12 protein-coding genes are annotated in these 7,909 nt (G+C 52.0%); 1 reads left to right on the plus strand and 11 read right to left on the minus strand.

Annotated features, from left to right (window positions below; translation table 11 throughout):
• Positions 1-489: 489 nt before the first annotated feature.
• Positions 490-1,899: a polysaccharide biosynthesis/export family protein gene (locus NIG5292_RS11395; protein ID WP_082136697.1), complete on the plus strand. Its 1,410-nt coding sequence runs from the start codon at positions 490-492 to the stop codon at positions 1,897-1,899.
• Between the two features lie 84 nt (positions 1,900-1,983).
• Here NIG5292_RS11395 and rplP read toward each other — a convergent pair whose 3' ends face one another.
• The 11 genes from rplP to NIG5292_RS11450 all read right to left on the minus strand — a co-directional run.
• Entirely contained in the window at positions 1,984-2,397 is a 414-nt protein-coding gene (gene rplP / locus NIG5292_RS11400; protein ID WP_048599680.1) for a 50S ribosomal protein L16, read from the minus strand.
• Positions 2,398-2,412: 15 nt separating this feature from the next.
• Entirely contained in the window at positions 2,413-3,120 is a 708-nt protein-coding gene (gene rpsC, locus NIG5292_RS11405) for a 30S ribosomal protein S3 (RefSeq protein WP_048599681.1), read from the minus strand.
• On the minus strand, positions 3,120-3,500 hold the full coding sequence (gene rplV, locus NIG5292_RS11410) for a 50S ribosomal protein L22 (RefSeq protein ID WP_048599682.1): 381 nt from the start codon (positions 3,498-3,500) through the stop codon (positions 3,120-3,122). The genes rpsC and rplV overlap by 1 nt, the downstream gene beginning before the upstream one ends.
• Positions 3,501-3,503: 3 nt before the next feature.
• Positions 3,504-3,782: a 30S ribosomal protein S19 gene (gene rpsS, locus NIG5292_RS11415; RefSeq protein WP_048599683.1), complete on the minus strand. Its 279-nt coding sequence runs from the start codon at positions 3,780-3,782 to the stop codon at positions 3,504-3,506.
• A 3-nt stretch (positions 3,783-3,785) separates the two neighbouring features.
• On the minus strand, positions 3,786-4,628 hold the full coding sequence (gene rplB / locus NIG5292_RS11420) for a 50S ribosomal protein L2 (protein ID WP_048599684.1): 843 nt from the start codon (positions 4,626-4,628) through the stop codon (positions 3,786-3,788).
• A 246-nt stretch (positions 4,629-4,874) separates the two neighbouring features.
• Entirely contained in the window at positions 4,875-5,051 is a 177-nt protein-coding gene (locus tag NIG5292_RS15060; protein WP_048599685.1) for a hypothetical protein, read from the minus strand.
• Positions 5,052-5,156: 105 nt separating this feature from the next.
• Positions 5,157-5,453, minus strand: coding sequence for a 50S ribosomal protein L23 (locus NIG5292_RS11430; RefSeq protein WP_048599686.1), 297 nt, complete (start codon positions 5,451-5,453; stop codon positions 5,157-5,159).
• Positions 5,450-6,067: a 50S ribosomal protein L4 gene (rplD, locus tag NIG5292_RS11435; RefSeq protein WP_048599687.1), complete on the minus strand. Its 618-nt coding sequence runs from the start codon at positions 6,065-6,067 to the stop codon at positions 5,450-5,452. Before rplD ends, NIG5292_RS11430 begins: the two co-directional genes overlap by 4 nt.
• Positions 6,064-6,795 carry a 50S ribosomal protein L3 gene (gene rplC, locus NIG5292_RS11440; RefSeq protein ID WP_048599688.1) on the minus strand — a complete coding sequence of 244 codons (732 nt, stop codon included), beginning with the start codon at positions 6,793-6,795 and terminating at the stop codon, positions 6,064-6,066. The genes rplD and rplC overlap by 4 nt, the downstream gene beginning before the upstream one ends.
• A 17-nt stretch (positions 6,796-6,812) precedes the next feature.
• Complete coding sequence (gene rpsJ / locus NIG5292_RS11445; protein WP_008756422.1) at positions 6,813-7,127, minus strand: 30S ribosomal protein S10; 315 nt, start codon at positions 7,125-7,127, stop codon at positions 6,813-6,815.
• Positions 7,128-7,276: 149 nt separating this feature from the next.
• Positions 7,277-7,909, minus strand: a 633-nt coding sequence (locus NIG5292_RS11450) for an EF-Tu C-terminal domain-related protein (RefSeq protein ID WP_048599689.1), incomplete at its 5' end; no start/stop codon positions are given.

Raw genomic sequence — 7,909 nt, forward strand, 5'->3', positions numbered from 1 at the left:
CTGACACTAAATCATCGGCCGAAGCCTATTAGCGCGATATACAGACGTTGATCCATCGAATGAACCAAACCGCCCACATATCTCTTCAAATACCAGCAATTTCAAACAACGTGAGGAACAAAAGAGACCAGATGCGCCCTAAATCATACGGCGCGCCCCGCCTCAAATACCTCTAATTTCTTCTCTAACCTCAGAACCAAGTCAGCCTCTCAGCGTCTCCCTAGCCCCTCTGGCGACCCGCGCTGCATCTCTGCGCCGCCGGTGAAGTGGGGTTTAGGTCTAACAAACAAAACACGCAACCCCCTTTTTGAATTTCATGTGAAGTTTTTCGAACAAACGTAATTACCTCAATAAAACCTACATTTTCGACCTTTGGGCCAAGTACCAGTAGCTATTCAAACCGAAGTAAATGACCCGCTGTTCATGAAAAGTGCAGAATCTAAGCCAACACTAAGCTGAATAACGAGTGAATCAGAGTGAATCGCCCAAATGCCCCATGCACGAGTCAAAATTAATCCGAATTTTTTCCAAATTAAGGGGAATCGCCGCTCCAAAAACTTGTTTCACACCATAGCGCGCAGAATCGCGTTAACTACATCGCTCGCGATTCTTAACAACTGCGGCGCGCTGTACATCAGCCCAACGGTTCCATTGAACGATCCGGATGTGCAGATCGTCGAAGTGACACAAGGCGTTGTAAAAATTGCGAACGGCTCTGCTTACTCACCGCGCGCTCTACCAAGGCCTAGGTCCGCAGATATAACCGCAATAGATCTGCAGTCCGCTCAGCCAGTAGTACCACGCGTCGCCTCGCGACAACAAACCATCAGCGCCCCGCCAGTATTGAGGCTACCTCCGCAAACCAAAACAAAGCGGTACCGAATTGGAGTGGGTGATGTTGTCTCCCTGACGGGGCGGAGCAATCCCATTGCGATCTCGGGAGCTGAAGATCAGCAGCGATTAAACATCTACACAGTCCAAGACAGCGGCGCCATCGCGCTTCCAGACGTTGGTTCGATCAAGGTCGCCGGCCTCACAATTGAGGATGCCCATTCAGCGGTATTCAAAAGAAGGGCCGCGAACCAAATCACGGATGCCTTTGCCCTTGATATAAGTGGATTCAATTCACAGCAGATTATCGTCGGTGGCGCGGTCAAAACACACACCCGTATCCCCGTCACGTTTGCACCAAGCACATTGAGCGATGCGATAGCTGCGGCAGGAGGGATTGTTACCGAAGACGAGCGCTCCACTTCAATTAAGATATACAGACTGGGCGAGCTCTATCAGCTACCGTTTGCAGATTATCTAGAGACGTCAGACTTGCAGCGCCTGCCCTTAATGTCTGGTGACGCCATCTACGTACATGTTGGTTATGATTTAGCTACTGCGCAGGCATATTTTTCGGAACAGATTGCGCGAACCGAATTATCCATAGCCCTAAAAACCCAACGGACCGAACAAATCACAGCGCAGCTAAGCGCGCTCGATCTACAACAACGCACTGAACAAACTGCTATTCAGATGCGCATAGCAACGGACAGTTTGCAGCGTGAATACGTTTACTTGACGGGTGAAGCGAGTAAGCAAACGCGGTTCCCGCTACCGTTTGAGCACCATGCAAGTCTTGCTGATGCCCTCTTTGACAGCGGCGGCCTTCCAACAATCACCGCAAATATTAGCCAAATCTACATCCTACGGAAACGCAGTTCCGGTAGCCCGATTGCAGCATACAGGTTTGATTTTTCGAATGCTGCGAATTTGGTGCTAGCGACCGAATTTCAGTTACGCCCAAACGACGTTATCTTTGCGGCTGAACAACCCATTACAAAGTGGCACCGGGTTATCCAACAAATCACGCCTAGCTTAATTACCACCGGCGTCGGGGCCACAAACTAATTATGCCACGCTCGGCGCCCTAAAGTGAAAAAGCCCCCGCACGTTTCCATGCGGGGGCTTTTCTATTCTAAGTAAGCACTTTGCTTACCAGTCCTCGCGGACCACTACGCGTGTTTTGATCGGCAGCTTCATCGCTGCGAGGCGAAGTGCCTCACGCGCGATTGGCTCCGGTACGCCGTCAATTTCAAACATGATGCGGCCAGGTTTTACCTTAGCTGCCCAGAAATCCACGGAACCTTTACCTTTACCCATACGAACTTCGACAGGCTTAGAGGTAACAGGCAGATCCGGGAAGATCCGGATCCATACGCGACCCTGACGTTTCATCTGACGCGTCATCGCACGGCGAGCCGCTTCGATTTGACGTGCAGTGATACGCTCAGGCTGCAGTGCTTTCAGGCCGTATGTGCCAAAATTAAGATCCGAACCGCCTTTGGCGTCGCCGCGGATCCGGCCCTTGTGCATTTTACGGAACTTGGTGCGTTTTGGTTGAAGCATCTTTCAATCTCCCCCTTAGCGACGACCGCCTGCACCGCGAGGTGCTGGGCCGTCTTGGAGTTCTTGTGATCTACGGTCACGCGCAGCTGGATCATGTTCCATGATCTCGCCTTTGAAGATCCAGACTTTAACGCCAATGATCCCATAGGCAGTCATGCCCTCTGCGTGTGCGTAATCGATGTCGGCGCGAAGTGTGTGCAGCGGCACACGACCTTCACGGTACCATTCAGTACGCGCAATCTCTGCGCCGCCCAAACGACCAGCAACGTTTACACGAATGCCCAAAGCGCCCATGCGCATTGCGTTCTGTACCGAGCGCTTCATCGCGCGACGGAAAGAAACACGACGCTCAAGTTGCTGAGCAATGGATTCAGCAACGAGGGCTGCGTCCAACTCAGGCTTGCGCACTTCGACGACGTTCAGGTGAAGCTCAGACGCAGTCATTGAAGCCAACTTCTTACGAAGTGTTTCAATGTCAGCACCCTTTTTACCGATGATAACACCGGGGCGGGCTGTGTGGATCGTAACGCGGCACTTTTTGTGCGGACGCTCGATGATCACGCGGCTTACGCCAGCTTGCTTGCACTCTTCCTTGATAAATGCGCGCAGTTTTAGGTCCTCAAGCAGCAAGTCACCATAGTCTTTGGTGTCTGCATACCAGCGGCTGTCCCATGTGCGGTTCACCTGAAGGCGCATACCGATTGGATTGACTTTATTACCCATTACGATTGCTCCTCAACTTGGCGAACCTTGATGGTCAGTTCCGAGAACGGCTTTACGATCTTACCGAAACGGCCACGTGCACGAGGACGACCGCGCTTGAGTGTCAGGTTCTTACCAACGTAAGCCTCTGCAACTACCAGCTCGTCAACATCGAGGTTGTGGTTGTTTTCTGCGTTCGCAATCGCAGACTGAAGGCATTTCTTCACGTCTTCAGCGATGCGGCGCTTTGAGAACGACAGGTCAGTCAACGCTTTATCAACTTTCTTGCCGCGGATCATTGTCGCAACCAGGTTTAGTTTCTGCGGGCTTGTACGAAGCATGCGCAATTTCGCCATTGCTTCGTTTTCGGCCACGCGGCGGGGGTTTTTATCCTTGCCCATGACTTACTTCCGCTTCGCTTTTTTGTCAGCCGCGTGTCCGTAGTATGTACGGGTTGGTGAGAACTCACCAAACTTCTGGCCGATCATTTCTTCAGACACATTCACTGGAATGTGCTTTTTACCGTTGTAGACGCCGAACGTGAGGCCAACAAACTGTGGAAGAATCGTAGAACGACGCGACCAGATTTTGATGACTTCATTGCGGCCGCTTTCACGGGATGCTTCTGCCTTTTTGAGGACATACGAGTCGACAAAAGGACCTTTCCAAACAGAGCGAGTCATAGATTAACGCCCTTTCTTCTTGGCGTGCCGCGAGCGGATGATCAGCTTGCTGGACGCTTTGTTCTTGTTCCGGGTGCGGGCACCTTTTGTGGGCTTACCCCATGGCGTCACTGGGTGACGACCACCAGAAGTCCGGCCTTCACCACCACCGTGAGGGTGGTCGACGGGGTTCATAACAACACCACGCACAGATGGGCGGATGCCCTTGTGACGGTTGCGACCCGCTTTACCGAAGTTTTGGTTAGAGTTGTCTGGGTTAGACACAGCACCAACAGTCGCCATGCACTCCTGACGAACCAAACGAAGTTCACCAGAGCTGAGGCGGATTTGTGCGTAACCACCATCACGACCAACGAATTGAGCATACGTACCGGCAGCACGTGCGATTTGACCGCCCTTGCCTGGCTTCAGCTCGATGTTGTGGATGATTGTACCGATTGGCATACCAGAGAACGGCATTGCGTTGCCTGGCTTGATGTCTGCTTTAGCGGACGCGATGATTTTGTCACCGATGGCCAAACGCTGTGGTGCAAGTACATATGCTTGCTCGCCATCATCATATTTGATGAGTGCAATAAACGCTGTCCGGTTGGGGTCATATTCGATCCGCTCAACGGTGGCAGCGATGTCCAGCTTGTTACGTTTGAAATCAACGATACGGTAGAGGCGTTTTGCACCACCACCTTTACGACGCATTGTGATCCGTCCGGTATTGTTCCGGCCGCCGTTCTTCGTCAGACCCTCAACGAGTGCCTTGACTGGGCGTCCTTTCCAAAGCTCCGAACGGTCAATCAGAACCAACCCACGTTGGCCAGGCGTCGTCGGTTTGTACGACTTAAGTGCCATGCTTTCTGTCTTCCATTTGCTTTGCGGCTCATTCGGCTTTCGCCATCAGAACCGGAAGTTATAGGCCCCCGAAGGTGCCCGTAGAATGCGTTGCGCAGCAAGCTGCACAAAACAACAACAAAGCCCCAGACGAATCTGGGGCTGAGCCGATGGTGCTTACTAGGGGGCTGACCCATTCGGGTCAAGTGCCAAGCACATTTTACCTACGTACAATAAGCCAGCCGCTACCAAGCCAGACCACAAACGCTACTTCTTATCGCGCGCAGCTTTTTCTTCTTTGGTCAGCTTATTATTCCACTGGTTGTTACTCAGACCCAATTCAGCGGGTGCTGGTTTCGTCTTGCCCTTGGTGACAGTGCCGCCCTTATTAAGAAATTCCTGAATAAGAGCATCGTCAGTGGTTTGTTTGGGTACATGTTTCATGCCAGGAACACTGCCGCAAATCGATCAGCCCTACAAGCGTAGCAAACAAACAAAAAGCCCCGCTCGTCAAATGACGGCGGGGCTTTTCCAATTATACTGGTCTAATTACAGACCTGTGTTCACGTCGATCGTGTTGCCGTCTTCGAGCATAACATATGCCTTCTTGACGTCTTTACGTTTACCAAGCTGGCCGCGGAAACGCTTAGCCTTACCCTTGGTGATCGTTGTGTTAACCGCTTTAACCTTCACACCAAAGAGCGTCTCAACTGCTTCTTTGATCTGTGGTTTGTTTGCGTCGATCGCTACTTCGAAAACCACCGCGCCATTTTCTGACGCCATAGTTGCTTTCTCAGTGATGATCGGCTTGCGGATCACATCGTAGTGTTCAGCTTTCGCACTCATTTCAAACGAGCCTCCAGAGCTTCGACACCTGCTTTGGTGATCACAAGAGTGTCACGCTTGAGGATGTCATACACGTTTGCGCCCATTGTCGGCAGGATATCCAAACCTTCGATGTTGCGCGCGGCTTTCAAGAACCCTTCGTTCACAGAAGCACCGTCGATGACCAATGCACGCTTCCAACCGAGGTTTTTCACTTGCTTAGCCAACGCTGCAGTCTTGCCTTCTGCTTCCGCGTTCTCAATCACAACCAACTCACCCGCAGCTGCTTTTGCAGAAAGCGCGTGCTTCAGGCCAAGCTTGCGAAATTTCTTCGGCAGCTCGTGACCATGTGAACGTGGTGTTGGGCCTTTGTAGATACCACCCTTACGGAAGATCGGCGCGTTACGGTCACCGTGACGTGCGCCGCCGGTGCCTTTTTGGCGATAAATCTTCTTTGTTGAGTAGCTGGTTTCAGACCGTGTCTTCACCTTGTGAGTGCCGGCCTGCGCATTGTTACGCTGCCAACGAACCACACGGTGCAGAATGTCTGCGCGAGGCTCAAGTGCGAACAGCTCGTCTGAAAGCTCAACAGAGCCAGCAGTCTTGCCGTCAAGTTTGATCACATCAAGTTTCATTCTTCACCTCCAGTCGCAGGTGCTTCGGCCGGAGCTTCAGCTACAGCTGCGTCGGATTTTAGGCCTGCTGGCATCGGTGCGTTGTCAGGGAATGGTTTCTTAACCGCATCCTTAACAGTCACCCAACCACCTTTGGAGCCGGGAACAGCGCCTTTAACCATGATCAAGCCACGGGCGGCGTCAGTCTTAACAACCTGCAGGTTTTGCGTAGTAACACGAGCAGCACCCATGTGACCGGCCATTTTCTTACCTTTGAAAACGCGGCCAGGATCCTGACACTGGCCTGTAGAGCCGTGTGAACGGTGTGAGATAGACACACCGTGTGTCGCGCGAAGACCGCCAAAGTTCCAGCGCTTCATCGCACCTTGGAAACCTTTACCGATCGATGTGCCAGCAACGTCAACATACTGACCTTCGAGGTAGTGATCAGCAGAGATTTCTGCACCTACTTCGATCAGAGCGTCAGCGTTAACGCGGAACTCAGCAACTTTACGCTTTGGCTCGACTTTTGCCGCAGCAAAGTGGCCGCGCATCGCAGCAGATGTGCGCTTTGCTTTCGCAGAACCAGCACCAAGCTGAACAGCAGTATAGCCGTCTTTTTCTTCGGTACGCTGAGCAACAACCTGAAGGTTGTCTAGCTGAAGAACAGTAACAGGAATCTGCTTACCATCTTCCATGAACAAACGGGTCATGCCCATTTTCTTTGCAATAACTCCGGAACGGATCATTGTTTCAAATCCTCCGATTAAGATTGCAGTTTGATCTCGACATCCACACCAGCTGCAAGATCGAGCTTCATAAGCGCGTCAACAGTTTGGGGAGTCGGATCAACGATATCCAGCAAACGCTTGTGCGTGCGGATTTCAAATTGGTCGCGAGACTTCTTATCTACGTGTGGACCACGCAGAACAGTGAACTTCTCGATTTTGTTTGGAAGCGGAATGGGACCACGAACATTGGCACCAGTACGCTTGGCTGTGTTGACGATTTCCTGTGTACTGGCGTCCAGTACACGGTAGTCAAACGCTTTCAGCCGAATGCGAATATTTTGGCTTTGCATTTTCATTGCCTTTAATTGGCGTGAGGCGTTGAGAGGTGGATGGCTGGCTCGTCCAGTACCCACATCAAACCCGTAAGACGGGCCTAGAGGGCCCGCCTTAAATCTTGTCACGCAGTGACGCAAGCGTCATTGCGTATAAATCAATCAGCTTAGGCGATGATTTTTGCTACGACGCCCGCGCCTACTGTGCGGCCGCCTTCGCGGATCGCAAAGCGAAGACCGTCTTCCATAGCGATAGGTGCGATCAGCTCGACTTCGAACTTCAAGTTGTCGCCCGGCATAACCATCTCGGTACCCGCTGGAAGCTCAACTGTGCCTGTCACGTCAGTTGTACGGAAGTAGAACTGTGGACGGTAGTTCGCAAAGAATGGCGTGTGACGGCCACCTTCTTCTTTAGTCAGAATATAAGCTTCTGCCTCGAACTTTGTGTGAGGGGATACGGAACCTGGCTTACAAAGAACCTGGCCACGCTCAACACCTTCACGGTCAACGCCGCGAAGAAGCGCGCCGATGTTGTCGCCTGCTTCACCGCGATCAAGCAGCTTGCGGAACATTTCAACACCTGTGCAGGTTGTCTTCGTGGTGTCACGGATACCAACGATCTCGATCTCTTCACCAACGTTGATAACGCCACGCTCAACACGACCGGTTACAACTGTACCACGGCCAGAGATTGAGAACACGTCTTCGATCGGCATCAGGAACGGCTGGTCAACAGCACGTGCTGGTGTCGGGATGTAGCTGTCAACAGCTTCCATCAGCTTGTCGATAGACTCTTTACC

The organism is Nereida ignava (assembly GCF_001049735.1).
Classification (GTDB): Bacteria; Pseudomonadota; Alphaproteobacteria; order Rhodobacterales; family Rhodobacteraceae; genus Nereida; species Nereida ignava.

Excerpts from the sequence above, each read along its gene's own strand:
- NIG5292_RS11395 (WP_082136697.1), top strand. The coding sequence starts at position 490 with ATGCCCCATGCACGAGTCAAAATTAATCCGAATTTTTTCCAAATTAAG.
- rplP (WP_048599680.1), bottom strand. The coding sequence starts at position 2,397 with ATGCTTCAACCAAAACGCACCAAGTTCCGTAAAATGCACAAGGGCCGG.
- rpsC (WP_048599681.1), bottom strand. The coding sequence starts at position 3,120 with ATGGGTAATAAAGTCAATCCAATCGGTATGCGCCTTCAGGTGAACCGC.
- rplV (WP_048599682.1), bottom strand. The coding sequence starts at position 3,500 with ATGGGCAAGGATAAAAACCCCCGCCGCGTGGCCGAAAACGAAGCAATG.
- rpsS (WP_048599683.1), bottom strand. The coding sequence starts at position 3,782 with ATGACTCGCTCTGTTTGGAAAGGTCCTTTTGTCGACTCGTATGTCCTC.
- rplB (WP_048599684.1), bottom strand. The coding sequence starts at position 4,628 with ATGGCACTTAAGTCGTACAAACCGACGACGCCTGGCCAACGTGGGTTG.
- NIG5292_RS15060 (WP_048599685.1), bottom strand. The coding sequence starts at position 5,051 with ATGAAACATGTACCCAAACAAACCACTGACGATGCTCTTATTCAGGAA.
- NIG5292_RS11430 (WP_048599686.1), bottom strand. The coding sequence starts at position 5,453 with ATGAGTGCGAAAGCTGAACACTACGATGTGATCCGCAAGCCGATCATC.
- rplD (WP_048599687.1), bottom strand. The coding sequence starts at position 6,067 with ATGAAACTTGATGTGATCAAACTTGACGGCAAGACTGCTGGCTCTGTT.
- rplC (WP_048599688.1), bottom strand. The coding sequence starts at position 6,795 with ATGATCCGTTCCGGAGTTATTGCAAAGAAAATGGGCATGACCCGTTTG.
- rpsJ (WP_008756422.1), bottom strand. The coding sequence starts at position 7,127 with ATGCAAAGCCAAAATATTCGCATTCGGCTGAAAGCGTTTGACTACCGT.